General features: G+C 37.0%; 22 protein-coding genes, 3 tRNA genes and 1 pseudogene. 5 read left to right on the forward strand and 21 right to left on the reverse strand.

Annotated features, from left to right (window positions below):
* Window positions 1-19 precede the first annotated feature (19 nt).
* From F933_RS17465 to glpK, 7 genes and pseudogenes are all read right to left on the reverse strand, one after another.
* Window positions 20-152: pseudogene (locus F933_RS17465) on the reverse strand (IS982 family transposase); the annotation flags it as partial.
* 162 nt (window positions 153-314) lie between these two features.
* Window positions 315-602, reverse strand: coding sequence for a hypothetical protein (locus tag F933_RS15995; RefSeq protein ID WP_005062902.1), 288 nt, complete (start codon window positions 600-602; stop codon window positions 315-317).
* Between the two features lie 16 nt (window positions 603-618).
* On the reverse strand, window positions 619-1,494 hold the full coding sequence (locus F933_RS16000; RefSeq protein WP_005062905.1) for a polymorphic toxin type 43 domain-containing protein: 876 nt from the start codon (window positions 1,492-1,494) through the stop codon (window positions 619-621).
* Between the two features lie 5 nt (window positions 1,495-1,499).
* A complete protein-coding gene (locus F933_RS16005; RefSeq protein ID WP_228127877.1) occupies window positions 1,500-2,717 on the reverse strand; it encodes a ShlB/FhaC/HecB family hemolysin secretion/activation protein in 1,218 nt (405 codons plus the stop codon).
* A gap of 225 nt (window positions 2,718-2,942) precedes the next feature.
* A complete protein-coding gene (gene glpD, locus F933_RS16010; RefSeq protein ID WP_005062909.1) occupies window positions 2,943-4,463 on the reverse strand; it encodes a glycerol-3-phosphate dehydrogenase in 1,521 nt (506 codons plus the stop codon).
* A gap of 259 nt (window positions 4,464-4,722) precedes the next feature.
* Complete coding sequence (locus tag F933_RS16015) at window positions 4,723-5,481, reverse strand: DeoR family transcriptional regulator (protein ID WP_005062912.1); 759 nt, start codon at window positions 5,479-5,481, stop codon at window positions 4,723-4,725.
* A 51-nt stretch (window positions 5,482-5,532) separates the two neighbouring features.
* Window positions 5,533-7,047, reverse strand: coding sequence for a glycerol kinase GlpK (gene glpK, locus F933_RS16020; RefSeq protein ID WP_005062914.1), 1,515 nt, complete (start codon window positions 7,045-7,047; stop codon window positions 5,533-5,535).
* A 262-nt stretch (window positions 7,048-7,309) separates the two neighbouring features.
* On the opposite strand from glpK, the gene F933_RS16025 reads away from it, so the two are divergent.
* A complete protein-coding gene (locus tag F933_RS16025; RefSeq protein WP_005062916.1) occupies window positions 7,310-7,732 on the forward strand; it encodes a hypothetical protein in 423 nt (140 codons plus the stop codon).
* Between the two features lie 58 nt (window positions 7,733-7,790).
* On the opposite strand, the gene F933_RS16030 is transcribed toward F933_RS16025, so the two are convergent.
* The 3 genes from F933_RS16030 to folD all read right to left on the reverse strand — a co-directional run bounded on the left by F933_RS16030 (window position 7,791) and on the right by folD (window position 9,798).
* Entirely contained in the window at window positions 7,791-8,075 is a 285-nt protein-coding gene (locus F933_RS16030; RefSeq protein WP_005062919.1) for a GNAT family N-acetyltransferase, read from the reverse strand.
* A gap of 152 nt (window positions 8,076-8,227) precedes the next feature.
* On the reverse strand, window positions 8,228-8,896 hold the full coding sequence (locus F933_RS16035) for a class I SAM-dependent methyltransferase (protein WP_005062922.1): 669 nt from the start codon (window positions 8,894-8,896) through the stop codon (window positions 8,228-8,230).
* Window positions 8,897-8,949: 53 nt separating this feature from the next.
* On the reverse strand, window positions 8,950-9,798 hold the full coding sequence (gene folD, locus F933_RS16040) for a bifunctional methylenetetrahydrofolate dehydrogenase/methenyltetrahydrofolate cyclohydrolase FolD (RefSeq protein WP_005062925.1): 849 nt from the start codon (window positions 9,796-9,798) through the stop codon (window positions 8,950-8,952).
* Between the two features lie 152 nt (window positions 9,799-9,950).
* On the opposite strand from folD, the gene F933_RS16045 reads away from it, so the two are divergent.
* Window positions 9,951-10,024: transfer RNA gene (locus F933_RS16045), tRNA-Cys, on the forward strand.
* A gap of 8 nt (window positions 10,025-10,032) precedes the next feature.
* A tRNA-Leu gene (locus tag F933_RS16050) sits at window positions 10,033-10,118 on the forward strand.
* A 122-nt stretch (window positions 10,119-10,240) separates the two neighbouring features.
* On the opposite strand, the gene F933_RS16055 is transcribed toward F933_RS16050, so the two are convergent.
* Window positions 10,241-12,019, reverse strand: coding sequence for an alkaline phosphatase D family protein (locus tag F933_RS16055; RefSeq protein ID WP_005062927.1), 1,779 nt, complete (start codon window positions 12,017-12,019; stop codon window positions 10,241-10,243).
* Between the two features lie 211 nt (window positions 12,020-12,230).
* On the opposite strand from F933_RS16055, the gene F933_RS16060 reads away from it, so the two are divergent.
* A tRNA-Leu gene (locus tag F933_RS16060) sits at window positions 12,231-12,316 on the forward strand.
* A 141-nt stretch (window positions 12,317-12,457) separates the two neighbouring features.
* On the opposite strand, the gene pgaD is transcribed toward F933_RS16060, so the two are convergent.
* The 7 genes from pgaD to F933_RS16095 all read right to left on the reverse strand — a co-directional run bounded on the left by pgaD (window position 12,458) and on the right by F933_RS16095 (window position 19,182).
* Entirely contained in the window at window positions 12,458-12,874 is a 417-nt protein-coding gene (gene pgaD, locus F933_RS16065) for a poly-beta-1,6-N-acetyl-D-glucosamine biosynthesis protein PgaD (protein WP_005062930.1), read from the reverse strand.
* Between the two features lie 32 nt (window positions 12,875-12,906).
* On the reverse strand, window positions 12,907-14,166 hold the full coding sequence (gene pgaC / locus F933_RS16070; protein WP_005062933.1) for a poly-beta-1,6-N-acetyl-D-glucosamine synthase: 1,260 nt from the start codon (window positions 14,164-14,166) through the stop codon (window positions 12,907-12,909).
* 10 nt (window positions 14,167-14,176) lie between these two features.
* Entirely contained in the window at window positions 14,177-16,174 is a 1,998-nt protein-coding gene (gene pgaB, locus F933_RS16075) for a poly-beta-1,6-N-acetyl-D-glucosamine N-deacetylase PgaB (RefSeq protein WP_005062935.1), read from the reverse strand.
* Between the two features lie 239 nt (window positions 16,175-16,413).
* Complete coding sequence (locus F933_RS16080; protein ID WP_005055208.1) at window positions 16,414-16,809, reverse strand: hypothetical protein; 396 nt, start codon at window positions 16,807-16,809, stop codon at window positions 16,414-16,416.
* A 390-nt stretch (window positions 16,810-17,199) separates the two neighbouring features.
* Window positions 17,200-17,541, reverse strand: coding sequence for an FKBP-type peptidyl-prolyl cis-trans isomerase (locus F933_RS16085; protein WP_005062937.1), 342 nt, complete (start codon window positions 17,539-17,541; stop codon window positions 17,200-17,202).
* Window positions 17,542-17,573: 32 nt separating this feature from the next.
* Entirely contained in the window at window positions 17,574-18,104 is a 531-nt protein-coding gene (locus F933_RS16090) for a YaeQ family protein (RefSeq protein ID WP_005062938.1), read from the reverse strand.
* A 73-nt stretch (window positions 18,105-18,177) separates the two neighbouring features.
* On the reverse strand, window positions 18,178-19,182 hold the full coding sequence (locus F933_RS16095) for a CobW family GTP-binding protein (RefSeq protein WP_005062940.1): 1,005 nt from the start codon (window positions 19,180-19,182) through the stop codon (window positions 18,178-18,180).
* A gap of 483 nt (window positions 19,183-19,665) precedes the next feature.
* Here F933_RS16095 and F933_RS16100 point away from each other — a divergent pair, with 483 nt between their 5' ends.
* A complete protein-coding gene (locus F933_RS16100; protein ID WP_034711238.1) occupies window positions 19,666-19,866 on the forward strand; it encodes a hypothetical protein in 201 nt (66 codons plus the stop codon).
* A gap of 134 nt (window positions 19,867-20,000) precedes the next feature.
* On the opposite strand, the gene F933_RS16105 is transcribed toward F933_RS16100, so the two are convergent.
* From F933_RS16105 to F933_RS16115, 3 genes are all read right to left on the reverse strand, one after another.
* A complete protein-coding gene (locus F933_RS16105) occupies window positions 20,001-20,519 on the reverse strand; it encodes an acyl-CoA thioesterase (protein ID WP_005055217.1) in 519 nt (172 codons plus the stop codon).
* A 213-nt stretch (window positions 20,520-20,732) separates the two neighbouring features.
* Entirely contained in the window at window positions 20,733-21,359 is a 627-nt protein-coding gene (locus F933_RS16110; RefSeq protein ID WP_005055219.1) for a MarC family protein, read from the reverse strand.
* Window positions 21,360-21,772: 413 nt separating this feature from the next.
* The gene (locus tag F933_RS16115; RefSeq protein WP_005055222.1) at window positions 21,773-23,188 is read right to left on the reverse strand and encodes an aspartate ammonia-lyase; all 1,416 of its coding nucleotides are present in this window, start codon (window positions 23,186-23,188) and stop codon (window positions 21,773-21,775) included.
* Window positions 23,189-23,241: the final 53 nt, after the last annotated feature.

Raw genomic sequence — 23,241 nt, forward strand, 5'->3', positions numbered from 1 at the left:
TGTAAGGTAAATGGACAAGACATTTATACCAAATTGCAATAAAGGCAATTTCAGAAATTCTAAGGCGTGCAAAACGAGTTTTTAAGCATCTGAGGTTTTACTTTAAGAATTTCCAATAAATTGATTCAAATTTTTATAAGAAAATCATCAATAACACAGAATAATTAAGTACTATCAAATACAATGAAGAGTTAATTAAGTTTGGTACTGTAATTCAATTGATAGCTCAAGTCCTTCTTTTTTCAAGTCTATTGCTTATCCGTAGTTCAGGTTAATAAGCAAGTGATTAATCATCTGTAGCACTACTACATACTTTATGATCTTTTCAATAAACGTCTGATTTTCTGCTTCATCGCTTGTTTTACCCAGGACTTATTAGCTAATTCTAATAAAACATTTTCAAGACTATTGCTAATGATATACGGATTTTTTTCAATCCAATTTAAGGCTAAATTTGGCCAATATATACTTACACTCTCACTAAGAGCATAATTTAAGATATTTACTTTATTTTCAACATCTAATATATCAAAGTCCGCATTTTTATCGTGTTGTTCTAGAAGCAACAAGCCCTTTCTAACATCAATAAGATTATTTTCCATATAATTTCCTCTACAATTATTTAGACCATTTTTCATGATCTAATTTAATACCTTTTGAAGCCATAAATAATTTAAATTGCTCACGGACTTTAGGAGTCCAATTCTGACCATAATGTCCACTATTTTCTGTTGTACTAACAACACCATTTTTAACAGACATAATTCCACCCACAGTAAAATTATTATTTCTTTTTATTCCAATTGACTGCACAAGCTGTTCATGAGGAGATCCATTTTTAAAAACCGATACACTCCCAAAAGCAAATGTATTAGATTTTGGATCAAATATAAATTCAACACTTCTTCCTGTATACTTCTTTAATACAGATGTATTACTTTGCTGGTTAATTGCAATAACACCATGTACTGGTCCTGATCCTCTCCAATTGGTAATAGCTTGCTCACCAGTTGGAGAAGGTAGCTTAGCCTCTGGTGAAACTATATGAACTACTGTTTTCTGAGCAGCTCTACCTGGGTAATATTCAACTAATGTTAGACCAGCACGAATAATTGGATCTGCCACTAATTTATCAATTGCTTGTTGTCGACTGATAGGTTTTCCAACACAATTCGACTCTACAGACGATAAACATAAATAAATTTGGCCATTACCACTTTCCCTAAATTTGATATTCGTATCTAGCGTTGAAAAAAACTCAGTGACTGTTGGAGCTTCCCCATGTATTTTCGTTTGTTCCAGAAATTCTACAGGATCAATCATAGCCAAATTATTGTTCCTAACAGCAATATCCGCCGATGTAGTTGCAACATCTACATCGTGACCAGTATAAGCGGCTACAATACCAGCAACCAATTTGCTTTGTTTAATGATTTGTTCTTTTTGTACGTCAGTTAATACCTTACTACCATCATTTAGCTGCCCTGCAACCATCTCTCCTACAGCTGCTCCGATTGCCCCAGCCTCACAACTTTTCTGTATAGCTGCAGCAACACATCCAGCGGCAGCATTTGACGGTGTTGTAATCCTGCATTCCAACCTGAGGTTTGACGTCGCTGTACGCCTACCTCAATGTCGTCAATAAAGTTTTGGCTACGCTTATGATAGATTTTGCTATATACACTGGTCTTATAGTGACTACCTCGGCTTAAGAGACGAGATACGGCGAGGTTGCTTTGTTGATTTTTTCCGCTATATAAAATTGGTGCATTATAACCTGCAACATATTGTTCGTATTCAGATTGGTTAAAACTAACACTCAGATCATAGTTACGAAATGGGAGTTGATAGCTCACAAAGTAGTTTTGGTTACGATCACGATGTAAGTTATCTAGTGAATGACTAAAGTTTAGATTGAATGCATCGTTGAGATGAAATGGACTGTTTACCCCAATCCCAACGTTCCCAATATATTTTCCTGTACTTTTAGTACCCGAGTCATCAAGCCCGATATTAGAATTCAGTTTTTGTAAGGGTTCAGCAGAAATCAATACATCACTATAGCCATGACGTTCATCAGTTGTTGGAACAATTTGAAAGTCTAAACGTCGATTGGTTGCTCGTTTTAAATTTTCTAAGCCTTGATCAAACTGGCGCAGATTAAGGACATCATTTTCCTTAAAAGGTAACGCAGCCGAAAGTTCTAATTTTGATGGTTCTGCGTCTTTTTGAATGAACTTATGCAATCGCCCCAATTCAAGTTGTAATTCTAAAACACCTGTATTTAAATCTTGCTCAGGTGCGATTACTTGCGTGGTCAGATAACCGTTCTTAAGCACCTCATTCTGTGCAAATCGCACCAAATTTTGTAGGCTTTGCGTGCCTATACACTGCCCTAAAATCCCTTTTTGGGGATCACTCAATTCTTTAATCATGAATTGAAAGTCTTGCGGGCTATATTTCTGATCTTGATTATTCAACAAACTGAGATGGAGTTGATCAATCTTAAAACACGGGCTTTCGTGTACAACGATTTGTTGCAGGCTTTGCTGGTAGACTAACTGTCTTGGTTTAAGTTGAATATTTTGATCTAATAATTGTTGTTTTAAATCATTTAAACGCTGATCTTGCCGAATGGCTTCCAAAGTAGAAACCTGATCTACATTAGGAGGAGACTTTAAGTCAGCAGCAAATGTGAAAAACGGGATAAAAGTCACACTTATGACTGTTAAATGTTTTATTTTTCTCATATAAAAAATACAGAACAGTACGTAATTTTACAAATTATCACGAAATATACATCACCAACCCCAATTTAACAACAATCACTAACCTAAATTAATTTATTAAATCTAAATATACTATTAAGTTAATAATCTGATTTTTTAATTACCCCCCATAAAAAAGCCCCTTATTCAAAGGGGCTTTTTTATTGAGAACTTTTAAGCAGCAACCGTGCTATTTGGTTTATTTGCTAAATACACATCTAAGCTTTCGATCTCAGTTGGCGTAAAATTGAGACCAAGCTTTGAACGTCTCCACAAAATATCTTGACTGGTCGTGACCCATTCAAAGCGACATAAGTAGTCTACTTCTTTAGCATACAAACCTTGACCAAAATGCTGACCTAACTGCTCAACCGAAGTTGCTTCCCCCAAGATATTCCAAATACGTGAACCATAAGCAGATGCCCAACGTTTTGCCAAAGCCTCAGATGCATCAGTAATTTGTGCACGAATCTCTTTCGCCAACTGTTCAGTTGTTACCATGTTTTCACCACCAGGTAATGCCTCTGTTGCCGTCCAACTGCCTTTCATTTCAGGGAAGAATGCTTTTAACTGCTGCATAGCAGATTCTGCCAACTTACGATAAGTCGTTAACTTACCGCCAAAGACTGAAAGTAATGGCGCTTGATCTTCAGCATCTTGTGATAAAGATAAAGTATAGTCACGGGTAATTGCTGATGGATTATCCGACTCATCATCACACAATGGACGTACACCTGCAAAAGTCCAAACAATATCAGCTTGGGTTAATTGGTTTTTAAAGTGCGCATTACTGACTTCAATCAAGTAATCAATTTCTTCCTGCGTAATTTTCACTTGTGCAGGATCACCTTGATATTCACGGTCTGTCGTTCCAATCATGGTGTATTGATCCAAGTATGGAATCGCGAACACAATACGACGATCATCATTCTGCATGATAAATGCTTTATCACCTTCGTAAAGCTTCGGCACAATGATATGACTACCCTGAATCAAACGGATACCGTATGGTGATTTAAGCTGTAAATCCTGCTTGATAAACTGCGCTACCCAAGGACCAGCAGCATTCACCAAAGCTTTGGCTTTAATCTGGAATTGACCTTTTTCATTTTCCAGATCAAGAACCCAATACTGTCCTTCACGTTGTGCAGATAAGCAACGGGTACGTGTCACAATATCCGCACCTTTTTCACGTGCATGCATTGCATTTAATACAACTAAACGAGAGTCATCCACTGCACAGTCTGAATATTCAAAACCACGCGTAATCGCAGAATTTAATGGACTATCCTCTTTAAAATGAACGTTATTTGAACCTAATAATTTTTCACGTTTGCCCAAATGGTCGTAAAAGAATAATCCTGTACGAATCAACCACGCTGGGCGTAAGTGAGGACGATGCGGCATGATAAAACGCATTGGTCGAATAATGTGTGGTGCTTTCGCCAACAATACTTCACGCTCAGCCAATGCTTCACGTACCAAACGAAATTCTTTATGTTCAAGATAGCGCAAACCACCGTGAATCAACTTACTGCTTGCAGAAGATGTATGACTCGCCAAATCATCTTTTTCACATAAAAATACAGATAAGCCACGACCTGAAGCATCTGCTGCAATACCTACACCGTTGATACCACCACCAATGACAGCAATATCATAAATTTTTTCGTTTGATTGAGGAGAAGTTTGCATAGAGCACCGCAAATTTTCAATAATGTTCATTATTGAAAATTAAAACACAATAAATGAAAATAAACAATTAAAAAATGATCAATAAAATGCCAAATACTAGGCATTATTAGAAAATGAAAAATATGTTTTCAAACACACTTAATAGAAATAAAGACAAGAAATACAGCTGATTTATTGGGAGTTTTAGAATGATAAGAAATATTTCTTGAGCCAATCAAATTAACTCAAGAAAATTTAAAGATTTTTCGAAAATGAATATTTATTTTGCAATAATCAAACCAACATCTAGATCTCGAATGGTTTTCATAAATTCATCATTGGGTTGCTGATCAGTAAAAATACAATCAACCTGCTTCAACGAACCTAAACGAATCATCGCATTACGACCAAACTTACTACTGTCAGCAGCGAGAAATACTTGTCTAGCACTAGAAATGATTTCTTGAGAGACACATACTTCTTGAAAATCGAAATCGAGTAAAGTGCCATCTTCTTCAATCCCACTAATCCCCATCAAGGCGTAATCAGCTTTAAATTGCTTAAAGAAATCCGCAGTTGCCTGACCAATCACACCACCATCTGGACGAACACGCCCACTGGCAATTAATACTTCAAAGTCTTCTTTAGTGCTAAGAATTTTCGCAACATTAAGATTATTGGTAATGATTTTTAATCCGGTATGATTCAGCAAGGCATGTGCAATTGCTTCGGTAGTCGTACCAATATTAATAAATAAAGAAGCATGATCAGGAACAGCCGCTGCCACAGCAGCAGCAATTGTTCTTTTTTCTTCCAACATATAGCCAACGCGCATCGTATATTCAGTGTTTTCAACTGTGGAATCATGCGCTGCACCGCCATGATAGCGACGTAATAACCCATCATCAGCAAGCTGATTAATATCACGACGAATCGTTTGCGGTGTAACATCAAAATATTGAGCAAGTTCTTCAATACTGATATAGCCACGCTCTCTTACCAATTCGAGGGTTTTTTGTTGGCGTAGTATCAAGCTCATGCTCATTTATCCTATGTTATGTTAGACCATACTAATTTGACGTATTTTAACTCAATCTTCCGCCCAATCACGAGTACGTCCGACAGCTTTTAGCCAACCTTTGTAAAGTTTTTCAGTTTCAGACTGACTGCACTCTGGCGTAAAGGTATGTTCAATGGTCATTCGACGCTTCAACTCATTTAAATCAGACCAGAAACCAACCGCTAAGCCAGCAAGAAATGCAGCTCCCATACCTGTGGTTTCCTTCATAGCAGGACGTTCCACTGAAGTACCCAAAATATCAGCTTGAAATTGCATTAAGAAATTATTGGCAGTTACACCGCCGTCAACACGTAAGGTACGTAATTTCTCACCTGAATCTTGCTGCATGGCATCCAAAACATCACGCGTTTGGTAAGCTATCGATTCAAGCGTTGCGCGAATGATATGTTCGATACTTACACCACGTGTAATGCCGAGAATCGCGCCACGCGCTGTTGGATCCCAATAAGGTGCGCCCAATCCTGTAAATGCAGGAACGACATAAACACCATTACTGTCTTTTACTTTTGTTGCATAGTATTCAGAGTCGTGAGAATCATTGATCGCTTTCAATTCGTCTCGCAACCATTGCACACAGGAACCGCCATTAAATACCGCCCCTTCTAGTGCATAATTGACTTCACCTTTTGCACCGCAAGCGATTGTGGTCAATAAACCATGATCAGATTGAACAATTTTCTCACCTGTATTCATAAGTAAAAAACACCCTGTTCCATAGGTATTTTTTGCTTGGCCTACTTCTACACACATTTGTCCAAAAAGTGCTGCTTGCTGATCCCCTGCAATCCCTGCAATTGGAATACCCACTTCTTGCCCGCTAATTGTATGTGTATGACCGTAAACTTCAGATGAACTTCTCACCTCTGGCAGCATTGCTTTAGGAATGTTTAGAGCCTCAAGCAATTTATCGTCCCATTCCAATGTTTCAATGTTAAATAACATGGTACGCGAAGCATTAGTATAATCTGTGACGTGAGCTTGACCGTTGGTGAGTTTCCAAATAAGCCATGTATCAATTGTACCGAATAGCAGTTCCCCACGTTCTGCACGTTCACGACTACCTTCTACACGGTCAAGAATCCACTTAATCTTGGTCGCAGAAAAATACGGATCAATCACCAAGCCTGTTACTTTACGAACATAGTCTTGCCAACCGTCTTGACGAAGTTGATTACAAATTTCATTGCTTTGACGACTCTGCCAAACAATTGCATTGTAAATAGGTTTGCCCGTTTGTTTATCCCAGATTACCGTTGTTTCACGTTGGTTAGTAATACCAATTGCTGCAATTTGATCACTTGAGATACTTGCTTGCGCCAAAGCTTCAACCCAAACAGCACTTTGAGTCGCCCAGATTTCCATTGGGTCATGCTCGACCCAACCTGGTTGCGGGTAGATTTGCGTAAATTCACGCTGAGCAATAGTGATAACATTCGCATCGTGATCCAACACGATTGCACGTGAACTCGTTGTACCTTGGTCAAATGCAACCACATATTTTTTTTGACTATCTGTAGAGATCATGACACACCTATCCAGACTTGCTTTATCTATAATGCAATAACTTAAACGCCCGTTAAAAAAAGGGCTTCAATGTCGCAATAAAGCAATGACTTCTGTATTAAATAAAAAACTTGGCAGATTATATGCAAAATTGTTCGAAAACGAAAATTCTTTCTTATCATTTGAATCTAAAATCGATGAATAGCTGATGTATTAAAGATTCATCACAATAAAAATCGAAATTTATGCGATACTTAAAAACAGAAATAATAGGACCATTGATATGAAAAAAACCAATTTATTCGTTATTGTAAGCGGCGCTCTTGTTCTTGCGGCATGTCAAAGTAATCCACATCAATATAATGGTACAACTGGATACCAAATTGAAAATAAATCAGCTTCTTCTGCAACACTAGCCTATACGCTTGCGGCTCGTGGCAATAGTGATATTGATGAAAAAAAATTACAACATGCATGCCAACAGGTTTTAGGTATGCAAAAAAGTTATAAAATTTCAGTTTTAAGTGTAAATGAAATTATGAACCCTGCAAAACAAGAGCAATATGGGGTAAAACTTGGCAATAGTCGTGCTACTTTTGGTCTTTCAAACTCGCCAGCATTGAACAACAGTGAAGGTTACGCAACACGTGACGCACTCGAAGCGCGCCCAACTACATTAAAAGTAGTACGGTATACCTGCTCTTAATTGTTTAAAATAATTTTATAAAAATGGATGTCTACACCTGTTGTATACATCCTTTGTTTTATACTTTTAACACATCGTGAATTGAAGAATCTTTATCAAATACAGACTTTGCAAAAGGACATAATGGGATTACTTTTATCCCACGCTCCCGAACAAAAACAACCAAGGCATCTAATAATTGACGACCAATGCCTTGACCACGATAAGCTTCATTGACATCGGTGTGATCAATAATCAACATGGCATCGCCTGCCCATGTATATGCCATTTCACCCGCTAATGAATCATTATCTAAAAGTTTAAAAACACCGTGTTTACCATCATCAACTTGTTGAATGCTCATCTAAAATCCTTAAATTCAAATCATCAATTAAAAGAAATATTTATCTATCAATCACTATTTCAACAACTGTTTTAACATGATATTCAAAGATGTTTTGTTAAAATTTATATGGATCGAAACATAATTTCGATCCTCTTCCAACTTAGATCAGATTATTTTGTTCGATAAAAACTAACATTTCTAAATTCTTTAGACTCATCTAAATCAGGCCAAGTAGTTGCACTTCTTTCGTCTATTTTCAAATATTGAGGATGACTAAAGTTTTTAACACGACTATCAGCAACCCAAACTTCTGGTGCGAATTTTAGAAACTCATCCAAGAAGAAGCGATTACATTGATCGTAAAGTACATCGGCAGCCAGTAAGACATCGACTTGCTCTGATTTATACAAATCATCTAGATATTCAAGCTCTACATTATTTAATAAAGCATTTTCACGACATGATTCCAAACTAATCTGATCAATGTCACAGCAAATGACTCGTTTTGCACCTGCCATTTTTGCAGCAATTGCAACCACGCCAGAGCCAGCACCAAAATCTAAAACCACTTTACCTTTCACATGATGTGGTTCTGCCAGTAACCATTGTGCCATCGCCAAACCTGATGCCCAACAAAAGATCCAATACGGCGTTTCATTCCAAATACGACGGATGACTTCATCATCTAAACGATCAGTCGGAAAAACAGGCGGAATGAGCCACAATGAAATTGGAGTTTCAGGCACTTGCTGAGCCAGTAATTCTGTGTTTGGAATAACGTCATGTAGGGCTTTAAGCAATTGTTCAGGTGCTTTCGCAAATTGAAATGTACAACTCATATTTCTTTAATTCTTAAAAAACCCCTCTATTCAGAAGGGCTTAAAGTGGATATTTAACCTAAGGCTTTTTCAGCGGCTTCTACAGTTTGGCGAATTAAAGTCGTAATCGTCATCGGCCCCACACCACCTGGAACGGGAGTATAAGCAGATGCGATTTCTTCAATACCCACTAATTGAATATCACCTACACCACCGCCATCACGTGGATGGAAACCAGCATCAACGACCACAGCACCTTGTTTAATCCAATCTTTCTGAATTAATTCAGCTTTACCAACTGCACCGACAATAATATCGGCTTGCTTCACTAACTCAGAAAGGTTTTGAGTACGTGAGTGGCAAATGGTCACGGTTGCATTGGCTTGCAATAACATCATTGCCATTGGTTTGCCCAAAATAGCTGAGCGACCAACAACTACCGCATGTTTACCTGCAATTTCGATCTTGTTTTCTTTTAAAATCGTCATGATGCCTGCTGGAGTTGCAGAACCGTAAGCAGACTCACCCATTGCCATACGACCAAAACCAAGACAAGTTACACCATCAACATCTTTTTCTAAAGAAATCGCATCAAAACACGCTCTTTCATCAATTTGTTCAGGCACTGGATGTTGCAGCAAAATACCGTGTACATCAGGATTTGCATTTAATTTTTCAATTTCAGCCAATAATTGTTCTGTGGTCGTTTCTTTCGGCAGTTCAACTTTTAATGAATCCATTCCGACACGACGGCAAGCATTACCTTTCATACGTACATAAGTTGCAGATGCACCATCATCACCAACCAAGATTGTTGCTAAAATTGGGGTACGCCCCGATTTTGTTTTTAATGCTTCTACACGTACTAACAAATCAGCTTCGATTTGTGTTGCCAATGCACGACCGTCTAAAACCAATGCCACAGCGCATCTCCAAAGTGGGTATCAATCAATTGGGTAAATAATACATGATAATTTGAGCAATATTCTTTTAGATGTTGTTTTTATGTGCATATTCGCTAGAAACACTATTGTTTTTTTTCTAAAGATTGCTAATATGTGCATCACCAAGAGATGGCGGGGTGGCAGAGTGGTCATGCAGCGGACTGCAACTCCGTGTACGCCGGTTCGATTCCGACCTCCGCCTCCATTGGTAAAGCCCGAGTGGTGAAATCGGTAGACACAGGGGATTTAAAATCCCCCGCCCACAAAGCGTGCCAGTTCGAGTCTGGCCTCGGGCACCATTTTTCAGCTAATGAAATATGGTGCAAATAAAAATCCAGCGTAAGCTGGTTTTTTTTATCTGAAATTTATAAAATATAAAAAAGCCAAGTCCTTTGACTTGGCTCCACACCACTTTTGAAACTTAAGCCACTTGCTGCCCTGCTTTTACTGGCAATAAATTTTTATCTAAACTCAATTGATGACCTCGCACTGTATCTATCGCATATTCAGGCTTTTTGATGGAATCGACAAATACCCATTGTGATTGGACTTGAGTTTCATCAAATTGGACAATTAAATATCCTCTTTGATTTAAATTGCAGTAACTCAACTCATCAATCAATGTCGTGAAGGCAAATTCAAACTGTTGTAACTGTGCTAGTGGAATATCTAAATACTTTTCCAAGCCCGGTGAAGATACTGAACTGGTTGCCAACTCAACACCAACAAATGCCCCATCCTTACTGTATAAATTGGATGACCATGCATTATGCGTATCCCCGGCCAACACCACCACTTTTTTCTTTAGCTGTGCCAAAGTTCCATATAAAATTTCACGCTCAGCAAAATAACCATCCCATGCATCCAAGTTATAAGGTGCAACCGTTAGGACACGTGCTTTTTCTTGCAACGTTAAAGTTGGATCACCTTTTTGTAGACGAATCTTTAAAGTGACCAACTCAGTGATTTGCGCGTTCATCTTACTTAAAGTAGCCTCACTTGGATTACCTGCGGTAATTTCAGCTAAAGCAAGCAGTAACTCTGCTGGAACCAACATTTTAGTCATCAGAATTTGCTGACCAAGTACATTCCAGTTTGCTGTCGACTGTTGTAGTTTTCCAATCAGCCAATCGCGTTGGGTATACCCCATTAGAGTACGTGCTGGATTGGTTAAATCTGCTTGGAATTTTGCAATATCCAAACCATTTACTGTCATATAATTTGCATAGCCCAACTGTTCATCACGCGCAATAATTCGCGTATCTAACATCGTTAATTGAACCAGATTACCAAAATCAAATTGGCGATAAATCTTAATATGTTGGTTATCTACAGGACGAATTGGCATCCACTCAAAATAAGCCTGTAAAGCCACTAGCTTTCTTTCAGAGAATTTACCTTCATTCTTTGCGTTTGGCGTTTCTTCTGTATGATTTTCAGCCCCTTCTCGCCATGCATCATTGGCTAACTCATGGTCGTCCCAAATCACAATAAATGGATGACGATGATGCAATGCCTGTAAGTCTTTATCCTTACGATATAGCGCATAACGCTTGCGATAATCATCCAATTTAATAATTTCTTTATTATTGTCTGCCGCGAGACTCCGCCCAAGTTTAACTGCATCCTCTGCTGCATAGCCATCCGCACCATATTCATAAATATAGTCGCCCAAATGAATCACTACATCAACATTTTGCTTGGCCATCTCACGATACACATAGAAATATCCTGCTGGATAATTTGAACATGAACACACGGCAAAACTGACTTTAGAAGTACTGGTTGGTAAAGTCTTAGTTTGTCCAATAGGTGAAATCTTATCGCCAAAAATAAAACGGAAAAAATAGCTTTGATTTGGTTTTAGCCCAGTTGCATCTACCTTTACAGTAAAATCTTGTGCTGCTGCAGTAATTACCTTGTTCGCATTAACAACTTGTTTGAATTGCTGATCTAAAGCAATTTCCCATGTCACTTGCAGACGTGCACTACTGTCATTGGGCGTCAAACGTGTCCACAAGATCACGCGATCCTGTAAAGGATCACCACTGGCAACCCCATGTTCAAAATTCACTTGTAATCTTGCTGTCTCTTGATCTGAACTGTCGTTACACCCTGTAAACCCCGCAGATAAAGATAATGCCCCGAAACCAAATAGACTTTTTTGAATAAGTTCCCGTCGTGAAATTTTTACTGTCATTTGAATAGCTACCTTAATTTTTCACTATAAATAAATGACTTAAATTAATTATCTAAGATGAAGCTTTAATCTCAGTTTGATGAAAGAATCATGAAATTTAAATGACAATGCTTATTTTTCATCAGATAAGCACATGAATTGATTGAAAAGAAAGCAAATAGTCAGTTTAGCTCTTGCCAAGTTTTAAAGTGTCCTCTATTATTGCGCACATGCCCGAGTGGTGAAATCGGTAGACACAGGGGATTTAAAATCCCCCGCCCACAAAGCGTGCCAGTTCGAGTCTGGCCTCGGGCACCATATTTCAACTAATGAAATATGGTGCAAATAAAAATCCAGCATAAGCTGGTTTTTTTATGTCTGAAATTTAAGAGCAGATCATAAAAAATGCCTTAATCTTTAATTAAGGCATTTGATGTTATTGATTTAAAACAATAAGTTTTATTCTACGCGTATGATTTTACCATTCTCATCGTGATGTACGATACTCACTTTTTGCTGACGACCTATTTGAATCTCTTGCTCTGACAATTCAAAATAACGTGCATATTCTGGCAATGTCTTTTCAATGGCATGTTTTTTATGCACACGTTTTGCAGGTAATAATCCCCACAACAACAATGCAATCGCACACATAAATAATGCGACAACTCCACGCTCAATCCCATCACTAAATGCTGCCATCAATCGTTGAGCAATATGTGTTTTTTGTAACTCAATCAGCACCCAAACCAAAATAAATGGACGCCATAATAATAACCACCCCGCCCACATCATTGCTGTTGTTGTCGTAGAAAAATAACGTTTATGCCATGGGAGCTGGCGACGTAAATCTATAATCAAACTATTAGCTTTCATTTCTCTTACTCAGCAAAATGAATCTTAGCGATTCATCGGATTCCACGATCTGGACTAATCCAACGTGCGCGTTTTTCATCAGCGCGCAATAGCACTTTTGGAAAGGCGACGATTGTAGCAGTAATCGTAATCAACCAGAACACAAAGGGATACCATATCATCCAATAGTAGTTTTTCCCTAAGTTCGGTTCATAACGACTATCCATCCATTTGCTTAAAGCAAACTGAATTAAACAGGTCGCACCTAACAAAATTCCACTACCATATGGTAAAAATGGAGAGCTAACTATTGCGAATGTCGGTATGGTAAATAAGAAATGTAATAACCATATGACAGCCATAATCAACATGAGATACGACCAAACCAAGGTCAAACAAAGCTCAAACATCAAAGGCCACAAATAGTTAAGCTTCGGCTTAAAGAATACATCTATATTTTTAATTAAAACCTGCGCTCCCCCCATTGCCCATCGCAAACGTTGTTTCCATAAACCATTTAAGGTTTCTGGCATCAAAATCCAAACAAGCGCATTTGGCTCAAAATGCACATCCCAACCTGCACGTTGTAACTTCCAAGTAATATCAATATCTTCGGTCAACATATTCGGTGACCAATAACCTACTTGATGAACTGCACTTTTACGAAATGCAGTAATTACCCCTGATACCGTGAATAAACGACCAAAAGTACGTTGAGCACGTTTGATCATACCAACAATAGAAGAAAACTCCCCTACTTGGATACGTCCCAATAAAGTCGAACGTGTACGAATACGCGGATTACCTGTCACAGCAGCCACCGTAGAATCCTCTAAGAAATGACGAATCATCCATTTTGCGGCATGTGGATCAAGCAACGCATCACCATCAATTCCGATTAGAAATTCTGCATCTGTCATCAGGCTACCAGCTTGCAAACCCATAGCTTTGCCTTGATTCTGCGCCAAATGCACTACACGCAATTTCTCATATTGCATTGCCAAACGATCGAGCACTTCAGCAGTGTTGTCAGAACTACCATCATTAATCGCAATCACTTCAAAATTTGGGTAATCCAATTTAAGAGCATGGCTAATCGTTTCTTCTGCATTGTCTCCTTCATTAAAGCAAGGCACCAATACTGCGACTTTAGGGTATTCGGTTAAAGCCGCTGGTTGTTGATAAGGAGGTTCCTTTCGTTCTTTCCAGTAAAAGATAATTGCCCCAACCATCCATAAGTACGACATAAATAATGGATAGTAGAAAACAAATTTAATCGCAAAAGCCCATATCGAATTTATCAAACTGATCATAGTCATTCTTCTATGGCACTAATTGAGATGATTTTAATGCAAATGCCTTACGCATGGTTTCAACATCTGGATGAGCTTTGATTGGATCATCTGGATAGTAAGCAATATGCATTGCGCCCTGCTGATACAAAGACTTGATCGTAGATGCCATTTCTTCAGATGGAACTTTTTGATCATTTCTCCAATTGGTTGCTTGCAACTCCATGACTGTCTTTTTAATACCATTCGGATACTGTTTTATCCGATTCATAATATTTGTATAAAACTGATCTGGACGATCAACCTGCTCCATATATGGCATTGCCATAATTGCAGTAAAGTCGTATCGATTAAGAGATTGTTCCAACGATTGTGCATACCAGTTTTCGGCATAGGCATTTAAAGCCACTTGCGCATACAGATTGCGTGCAGTCATCAAATAAGGTTGATATTGACGCACCTCACCAGCCAGTTCAATTGCAAAATCATCTAAGTAATTGGTTTTATAAGCTGTCCATTTTTGCAAATAAGCATCATTATTTCTAATCTGTGCAAGATCAGTGGGTAAACCTTGCTTCGCATAAGCAGCTAGTGCTTGAGGACTTGCATCTTCGTAGTCAGATAAAGTCACATCATCATGGAACAATAGACCATCAAACGGTGTAGATTTGGCAAGATCTTGGTAGATTTCTTTAATTGTTTGTCGTGCTTCAGGTGAAAATGGGCTGAGACGGATGTAGCCCATATTTAAATGTTCATCTGCTTTTGCTTGTTGGGTTTGTACTAAGTCTTTTGCAGTCGGATCATTTTTAGGTAATTCCCAAGCCAACATCGGCATCCATGCATAAAGTCGTTGTACTGAAGTGCGAGTTTGTATCTGCCAAGCCACTCGATTAAATAAATCTGCACGCATTGGAATATGCCGATTTGGAAAATACACCATATCAGCCGACCCATTGGCATCAGGATCAGAAAAGGCTTGTAAATAAACAGTATTAATACCCATACCATTAATACGGTCTAAAAGATTACCTAAATTACGCTCTTCTTGTTGAGGATCAGGATCATAAATATAGTCTAAATCGACATGCATGATTTTTTGCGGCCGATTGTTATCATTCAGATTTAATTCACGATTTTTAATCTCTTGTGCTAAAGCATTGGTTGACATATTACCTTGAATCAAAATACGACTCATATTTTGCAACGATTGCTTGGCATGGTCGGCACCATCATCAAGCGTAATGGTAATTGGCATACCAAGTTGCTTAGATGTCTGCACTAGCTGCATATTATAACGACCATAAGGCCAAACCATTACGCGTGGCGAACGCAAACCATGTGCTTTGAGCAGGTCATTATTATGTTTTAAATCTTGATAAATTCTTGTTTGATAATCTGTATCAGATTCATAAGTTTTGGTTTTAGGATCATAAATTCGAGTAATTGCAGCAGGCTCAGAATTACCTTGTGGATTGGCGTTCACACCTTGATGTAAATGATAACTATGGCTTGCGATTTCAACTAAGCCACTACTTTGCATTTCCTTAAGTTCATCCCAACTTAAAATTTTATTTCGTGCAATTTCTTCCCCACCAAAATCTACTTTTTGATTCTCTTTCGGCTCTAACCAAGACCCGACTACAGCTAAAACAACTGGAATCTTTTTCGCACGAATAATTGGATATGCATTTTGATAAAATGATTGATAACCGTCATCAACCGTTAATAAAACAGGATTATTAGGTAATTTATATTTCCCCTGATGCGCTTTTAATAATTGATCCACATTAATAAAGTGATAACCATTCTTTTTCAACCAATCAATATGCTCACTAAATTGTTGCGAGTTGACAGCATAACTTGGGATGAGAGCATCTTTCCGATCAATGATTTCATGATATCCAATAACTGTTAACGTTGAAGCATCAATCTTGGGACTAGCTGCAAACGTTGTCATAGATGTCGCTACAGCGAATATAAGACCCAATAAATTTTTTATGGTCGGAGACACTAAAAGTGATGACATGGAGATATCTTCTCAATATTTGAAAAATGTTGAAGACAAACTATCTATATTGGTCTTTAAATCACAGAAATATAAAAGTTGATCAGTCCAACAGGATGTGCGGATTGTAGTTATAATTTTAGAAGCTGAAAACAAGCTTAAAAGTTTATTTTATGAAATATATATCAATATAAAATGAGCTTAAAACCATACAAAAAAGCCCGATAAAATTATTATCGGGCCGCTATTTATTAAATAGATTAGTATTCAATAAGCTGGAAGTTAGGATGCTCAGCTAACTGTTGTAAATAATAACGCTCTTTTTGGTAGAAATATTTATACAAACGGTTTACCCATTCACCACGACGGAAAGTTTGAATTTTCTTATTCACACCATCGTATTCCAATAAAACAATATTTCCTTCTTCTGGTGACAATAGTGTAATGCGATAATCATGATGAGCATGCTGATGTGTAGGGCTAAGTTCTCTAACGATCTCAACCTTGTTATCCCCATCCATCCAATAATGCTTATCGATTAAGGCTTTTTCATTAACCCAGAAGCCTGTTTCTGTACCATCATACGTATCGATCAGGAAGAAATTATGTAACTCTTTTAATAACTCTGATGCGGTGATATCCAAATAATCATTCATACCTACCTCTACTCACTTAAATTTTTATTACCTGTTCAATATAAACAAACATTTTTTATAATTTACTTAACCATATTAGTGAGTTATATCAACGATATATGGTGTGTTAAAAAGCAATTTTCCCAAAAGTTAAATTCACATCACATTTTTTTCGAAAAAGTTGATTAAGAATACATTGCTCTTTTCATCAAAGATATACAGAACTTTCTATAGAATCAATGATTTTCGGAAGAATGCGCAAAAAAACAGATAAAAATAAAATCATTAAAATTCAATGGTTTAAATTATTATAAAAAATATTATTTGTATTGTTTTTGTACTGCCATTTTAGGGTTGCGATTTAATCAATAAAATCAATTAAATCGCTTATTATATAAATACTTAAACTGTTCATTCATCACGTGTTTTGACATCAAAAAGTTCGATCTCAAAAGTTAAATTGGCATTGGCTGGAATAATTTTTCCCATTTTGCGAGAACCATAAGCCAAATGTGCAGGTACAACCAATTTACGTTTGCCACCCACACGCATTCCCATGATGCCTTGATCCCAACCTTTAATGACTCGCCCAGTACCAATTACTGTTTCAAAATAATTGCCACGATGAATCGAAGAATCAAATTTAGTTCCGTCTTCTAACCAACCTGTATAGTGAGTCGTAATTAAAGCACCACGAACTGCTTCTTTACCCTCGCCCAATTTTAAATCAATAATTTCGAGTTCTGTACTCATATTTTCCTCTCTAATCTCTCTGCAAGATTTGATTATTGCAATTGTGTCCACTGAATGTCGATTTGACCTTTGTCACTTAACAAAGTCCATTCACCATCCATGATATTCAACTGTAATTGCATCGTGCGCTCACATAACTGTTCAAGCGCTTGAGTGGTTTGCGTGCTTAATTGCCAAACTTCAACGTTATTTAAAGTTTTAATTTTGGTATTTTTCTGCCACCAATCGACTGATTGAGAGCCATAAGTTACTACAGCTACTTTTTTGCAACGCGCACTTGCTTTTTTAACTTTATCTTCAGATGGACAACCAACTTCAATCCAGTTTTCCAAAAGACCTGTCAGATCTTTTTGCCATAAAGCTGGTTCATCCGTTTCAAATAAATCTTTAGTAAACTCTAAATGCTCATGAGCAAATCGTGCGTAAGCCAAAATGCGCACCATTAATCGTTCAATCGTTTCAGATGGATGTTGCGCCAAAGTCAATTGATAGTCTGCATAGATGTGTTCATCCATATTGGCAATATTTAAGTCTGCCTTATATATTGTTGCTTTTAACGCCATAAATCATGTCCTCAAATTTGGCGCTAAGCATACTCTATTTTACTATGCAGAATACGATGAATATTGCTCTTAGTTATGCAGTTTCATTGATTTTAGTTGCTAATAATTGTGCCTCAAATGTCGACCAGTCCTGCTGTGTTTGTACTATCACTTCAACGCGATTATCAATACTTTCTTCTGAAGACTTATAGTTAAACTGCTGAGTATTAAAATTAAAAGTTTTCCAACCTTGATCAGTATTGAATATCCCTTTAATTCGAACCCAATCTTTTTGCGAGCATAAAACATCTAACAAATCATAAAAGTTAAATTGCCATCGTTTTGGCAACTTCCAACCAGCCACAGTGTATCCTTGCGCAGTTTCAACATAATGATAGGGTAACTGTTTTATTTCAGCCTGCTGTTCAGCCATAGATTGTGTTTTTTGCAATTTTAGTAACGGTTGAATTTTTCGATTTAAAGGTTGTTGAATCACATCCAACTGCTCGATATGAACTAATCCATTTTCGGCTTCAATCCAAAACTGGACATACGCCTGATATTCTTCTTTTAAAGCGAAGAAAGCCTGATGATCAGCTTCAGTCATACAATCTATATGTGACAAAACCACAATTTGTGCAGCTTTAAGCTGATCTGTATATAAATTCTGCTGAACCCACGACTGATCATGTAAACGACTACCATCAATTACAATCACTAAAGCACGCATGCTCAAACTGCTTTGCCAATGAACTTCTGTTAATTGCTCAAGTAACTGAGTGGGATGACCTAAACCTGTTGGTTCAATAAATAAACGATCTGGTTTACTTTCAGTTAATAACCTTGAAAGCGCAATTTGCATCGGCAACTGGCTACTACAACAGAGACAACCACCTAATAACTCTTTAACGGCATAACCTTGTTGTTGCGTAATCAGTTGCTGATCTACTCCAATTTGCCCAAACTCATTCATTAAAACAGCCCAAACTTCATGCTCAGGTTTTTGCGTTAATAAATGTTGTAATAAAGTGGTTTTACCCGCACCTAAAAATCCTGAAATAATATGTGTGGGTACGGCTTGTTGAGCGAGGAGTTTCACTTCATTCTCATCATGAATTTTTCCTCATTTTATCGAGAATTCTTATAAAACAGGAAGAATTTTTAGCTCCACCCTAAAAACAAAAAGTATCACCATTTTATAAAAAAAAGATAAATACATCACAACATTAATCCATACTATTTATCAACTATTAATTTTTTATAGTTTTATTCAATAATAAAGAATTTTCTAATCTAATATTTGTGTTCTAAACACGTAAAGGAGATGCTTATTTTTTATTCAAAAAAACATATTTGCATACATTTAAAGTGGTATAAATATCCGTGGATATTACAAGGAAGCAACATTTTGCTGATTTTTATTTCATATTGTTAAGCTTGGCGTAAAAGATTGTTAAGGATATTGCTGTAAAAAAGTTTGGCACTTAGCATGAACCTCATGCCAAGACTTGGGATTTCGCAAAAGCGTCTGATCAAATATTTAGGCTGTAATCTTTTAAATTTAAATATGGATGCCAAACATATGAAACTTATCAAAACTCTATTAGCGACGACTCTTACTTTAGCTGCTGCAACAACTTTCGCTGCTTCAGGCCATGAAAAAACTCAACCAACTGAAGAGAAAGTCATTGTATCAACTCAAGAACAACCTGAAACTCAGGGTGCTGTAACGGATGCAACAGCAAGTGAAGCTGCTCCAGCATCAACACCAGCAACCAACTAAGCTGATCTTAGGGTTCCTCCAGAACTTTTAGAGCATCATTTGTAATGATTTAAAACGACTCATTTCAAATGTAAAAGATCGAACCATGCTGCGGTTCGATCTTTTTTAGAATAATCCTTATGACTACTAGCCCATCAAATTGTGGTTTTCTTAAAAATACTACATGAAGGTTGATGGACTTCTTGTAAACGCATTTCTTTACGCTGTTCAGCTGCTTCAAAACGACAACGTTTCCAATCTGTATCTAAATTTAACTTTGGGACTTCTTTCGGTTGACGCTGTTCATCGACAGCCACCATCGTAAAATAACAAGTGTTGGTATGGCGAATGGTTCGTTTCTGAATATTCTGTGCTTCGACACGAATACCCACTTCCATAGAAGTACGACCAACATGATTTACACTTGCTAAGAATGTAACAAGCTCACCTACATAGATCGGCTCTTTGAAATTCACTTTATCTACAGATAAAGTCACAACATAGCTACCCGAATAACGACTAGCACAAGCATAAGCAACTTGGTCTAGAAGCTTGAGAATTGCTCCACCGTGAACATTACCTGAAAAATTTGCCATATCAGGTGTCATTAAAACAGACATCGTCAGCTCTGCTTGATCATCTGTTACTTGGTTCAACTGATCTAATTGATACATGGATACAACTCATAGAAATGTAGCCAAAACATTATCGTTCATTCCCAACCATAAAAATACGTGTAAATGCATAAAACATCATCACCCATTTTTATGATTTGCCGATAATGATTTCAAATTGATTACAATTATGACATTTGTTGCTATTTGCTCTAAAAAAACCAAGTAAATATTTATAATAAAAATATCCACATTTCTTCAAATTATAAAAAATTATTGACCAATATTTGCAGAAGCAATCAAACCAACCACGCCATTTACAATCATATCAATTGCAATTGTACCGATCAGCAATGCTGATAATCGCCCGACAATATCAAAATAACGATCAATATACTTGGCATGTTTATAACGTAGGTGATCATGACCATATTTCATTAGAATCAAAATACTACAGGTTAATATAAGTGTAACTCCAATAACGGCAATAGCTCCTGTAAATGGCACACTCACACCGGTCACCACTGCTGCGCTAATCGTTCCTGGACCAATCATAAATGGCATGGCAATTGTTCCAGCTAAATGTTCTGGTGCACCACGCATTTCACCAATGGTTTCAGCACCCTGAAATACATAACGGTAACCAATCACCAAAAAGATTAAGCCGCCAAAAATTTGGAATGATTCAAAACGGACATTTAAGTAGCGACTAAAAATATTTTCTCCGCCCCATGCAAAGAGAATGAAGACACCGAATGCAATGAGACAGCCTTGAATTAATGCTTTATTAAATATCTTTGCATCTGTATTACGGATCATTCCAACCATATATACACTCATTAGAAATGGATTCAATAATGAGAAAAACAATGCAAATGCATGAATATAAGGAGAAAACATAGATGTCTCTTTTAAAAAAAATTTAAATGGCGATGAAAATGGACTCAAAAATTCTTCCGAATCCACATGAAAATTTTTCAGCAGAACATAACTTTGTGAATATTGTCGGTGTGACTTGGCTGAGCATGAAGCTTATTGATTGCAAATAAAGTATGATTCATAAGCATCACCTAAAATAATAAAAATCATATGATTGCTAATATTCTCACATATGCGTCTTTTTTTGTTTTTGTAGTCGTTGTATCTCGGTAGTATTGAAAATGTAAATTTTAAGTTATTGAAGCCTACTTTATTTATTTAAGACATGGCATATAAAACTTTGCAATGATTAAGAAAGGCTTTTTTAATTGAAAGCCAAGAAATACTTGATGGGTATTTCTTGGCTCAAGCACGCTTTAAATTTCAAACGAAACTTAAGCAGATTGCTTAGGATGTACCATATTTTTTACTGCGAGGATATCCGCTAATACTTGCTCAGAAATCAAGTTTTCAGCTTTAACTAAAGCAAGTACACCCTGACCTGTTTCGTTGGCTAATTTAGCAATACGTGTGGTCGTTTCATAACCTAAATACGGATTTAATGCGGTAATAATACCAATCGAGTTTTCAACTTGAGACTGACAAAGTTCAGCATTGGCACGAATTGTATCAATACACTTAAGCTGGAACATTTGCATCGCTTTACCTAACAACTCAATCGACTCAAATAATTTAAATGCAATTAAAGGTTCCATTGCATTCAACTGTAATTGTCCTGCTTCAGCTGCTAGAGTCACCGCTAGATCATTTGCAATCACTTGATAGCAAATTAAATTCATTGCTTCAGGAATCACAGGATTCACTTTTCCAGGCATAATTGAACTACCTGGTTGGCGTGGCTCTAAATAAATTTCACCTAATCCTGCACGTGGACCACTTGATAATAAACGTAGATCATTTGCAATTTTTGAAAGCTTCGTGGCCGTACGTTTTAAGAAACTAGATAGCAAAACAAAATCACCCATATCAGAGGTTGCTTCGATTAAATCAGGTGCGCTGCTGATCTTGCGTTGCGTGATTTCAGAAAGTGACTCAATCGCATATTCGCGATACTTCACTTCGGTATTAATCCCTGTCCCAATCGCAGTACCACCCAAATTTACTACGCTTAAAGCATCTGGCATGATTTGATTCAGTTTATTCAAATCACTTTGCAAAGTAGCAGCAAAAGCACCAAACTCTTGACCCAATGTCATCGGCACAGCATCTTGTAATTGAGTACGTCCCATTTTCAAAATATCAGAAAACTCTTCAGACTTGGCTTTAAAGCTTCCAATTAAGTTTGTGAACGGCGTATTCAGTTGTTCAATAGCAGAAATCAGTCCCACTTTAATGGCTGTCGGATATACATCATTGGTGGATTGAGACATATTGACATCATTGTTTGGATGTAAATATTGATATTCACCTTTGCTATGACCTAAATATTCTAAGCCAATATTTGCAACAACTTCATTGATATTCATATTCGTTGAAGTGCCTGCACCACCTTGAATCATATCAACCATAAATTGTTCATGGTACTTATTATTCAAAATTTCCTGACAAGCATATTGAATTGCATTGTTTTTATTTTCATCAATTTTATTTAATTTAAAATTAGAATAGGCGCAAGCAGATTTAACTTTTGCCAGTGCTTTAACAAAATGAGGAAACTGGCTTAATTTACTTTGGCTTAAATTAAAATTCTCAATTGCTCTTAATGTTTGCACGCCATAATAGCAACTTTCAGGAATTTCTTTAAAACCCAATAAATCTTTTTCAGTGCGTGTATTAATCTTAATATTCATTTAAATATGCTCTATGTATCTATAATTTTATATTAGAGGACACTCCATTTTTT

It is taken from the genome of Acinetobacter beijerinckii CIP 110307 (assembly GCF_000369005.1).
In the GTDB taxonomy this organism is placed as follows: Bacteria; Pseudomonadota; Gammaproteobacteria; order Pseudomonadales; family Moraxellaceae; genus Acinetobacter; species Acinetobacter beijerinckii.

What these genes read in the sequence shown, in the direction of transcription:
- F933_RS15995 (WP_005062902.1), bottom strand. Translation starts at nt 602, where the DNA reads ATGGAAAATAATCTTATTGATGTTAGAAAGGGCTTGTTGCTTCTAGAA.
- F933_RS16000 (WP_005062905.1), bottom strand. Translation starts at nt 1,494, where the DNA reads ATGGTTGCAGGGCAGCTAAATGATGGTAGTAAGGTATTAACTGACGTA.
- glpD (WP_005062909.1), bottom strand. Translation starts at nt 4,463, where the DNA reads ATGCAAACTTCTCCTCAATCAAACGAAAAAATTTATGATATTGCTGTC.
- F933_RS16015 (WP_005062912.1), bottom strand. Translation starts at nt 5,481, where the DNA reads ATGAGCTTGATACTACGCCAACAAAAAACCCTCGAATTGGTAAGAGAG.
- glpK (WP_005062914.1), bottom strand. Translation starts at nt 7,047, where the DNA reads ATGATCTCTACAGATAGTCAAAAAAAATATGTGGTTGCATTTGACCAA.
- F933_RS16025 (WP_005062916.1), top strand. Translation starts at nt 7,310, where the DNA reads ATGAAAAAAACCAATTTATTCGTTATTGTAAGCGGCGCTCTTGTTCTT.
- F933_RS16030 (WP_005062919.1), bottom strand. Translation starts at nt 8,075, where the DNA reads ATGAGCATTCAACAAGTTGATGATGGTAAACACGGTGTTTTTAAACTT.
- F933_RS16035 (WP_005062922.1), bottom strand. Translation starts at nt 8,896, where the DNA reads ATGAGTTGTACATTTCAATTTGCGAAAGCACCTGAACAATTGCTTAAA.
- F933_RS16055 (WP_005062927.1), bottom strand. Translation starts at nt 12,019, where the DNA reads ATGACAGTAAAAATTTCACGACGGGAACTTATTCAAAAAAGTCTATTT.
- pgaD (WP_005062930.1), bottom strand. Translation starts at nt 12,874, where the DNA reads ATGAAAGCTAATAGTTTGATTATAGATTTACGTCGCCAGCTCCCATGG.
- pgaC (WP_005062933.1), bottom strand. Translation starts at nt 14,166, where the DNA reads ATGATCAGTTTGATAAATTCGATATGGGCTTTTGCGATTAAATTTGTT.
- pgaB (WP_005062935.1), bottom strand. Translation starts at nt 16,174, where the DNA reads ATGTCATCACTTTTAGTGTCTCCGACCATAAAAAATTTATTGGGTCTT.
- F933_RS16080 (WP_005055208.1), bottom strand. Translation starts at nt 16,809, where the DNA reads ATGAATGATTATTTGGATATCACCGCATCAGAGTTATTAAAAGAGTTA.
- F933_RS16085 (WP_005062937.1), bottom strand. Translation starts at nt 17,541, where the DNA reads ATGAGTACAGAACTCGAAATTATTGATTTAAAATTGGGCGAGGGTAAA.
- F933_RS16090 (WP_005062938.1), bottom strand. Translation starts at nt 18,104, where the DNA reads ATGGCGTTAAAAGCAACAATATATAAGGCAGACTTAAATATTGCCAAT.
- F933_RS16100 (WP_034711238.1), top strand. Translation starts at nt 19,666, where the DNA reads ATGAAACTTATCAAAACTCTATTAGCGACGACTCTTACTTTAGCTGCT.
- F933_RS16105 (WP_005055217.1), bottom strand. Translation starts at nt 20,519, where the DNA reads ATGTATCAATTAGATCAGTTGAACCAAGTAACAGATGATCAAGCAGAG.
- F933_RS16110 (WP_005055219.1), bottom strand. Translation starts at nt 21,359, where the DNA reads ATGTTTTCTCCTTATATTCATGCATTTGCATTGTTTTTCTCATTATTG.
- F933_RS16115 (WP_005055222.1), bottom strand. Translation starts at nt 23,188, where the DNA reads ATGAATATTAAGATTAATACACGCACTGAAAAAGATTTATTGGGTTTT.